This window comes from Streptomyces malaysiense, from assembly GCF_000980885.2.
In the GTDB taxonomy this organism is placed as follows: domain Bacteria; phylum Actinomycetota; class Actinomycetes; order Streptomycetales; family Streptomycetaceae; genus Streptomyces; species Streptomyces malaysiense.
In genome coordinates this window covers 1-300 of record NZ_LBDA02000222.1, presented here as the reverse complement: position 1 = coordinate 300, position 300 = coordinate 1, and the positions used below count along the sequence as shown (strand labels likewise).

Genomic DNA, 300 nt, shown 5'->3' with positions numbered 1-300 from the left:
GGCTCGGAGCCGGGCGTGGTCGCGGTTGAACTGCTGGTAGTGCTCGGGCTGTTCGCTGTGGCGGTAGTAGGGGGTGCGGACGGTGGCGCCGGCACCCTGGTAGGCGCGGTCCGCGAGTACGAGGATCTGCCGGGTCAGGCAGGCTTGAATGATGCTGTGGGCGCGGGCCGCGGTCAGGTCGTGGGTCCGGCCCGGTGTCGCGCGGGAGAACCACAGCGGTGTGCCGTCGGGTCGCGCGATGACCTGCACGTTCATGCCGTGCTGTTTGTGTTTCTGGGAGTGTGCGCCGTGAGGCGCTCG

At 69.7% G+C, this 300-nt stretch carries 1 protein-coding gene; it reads right to left on the bottom strand.

All coding sequences use genetic code 11. The features are described 5' to 3' along the window. On the bottom strand, positions 1-300 hold a 300-nt coding region (locus tag VT52_RS35060), incomplete at both ends, for a transposase family protein (protein ID WP_143071003.1).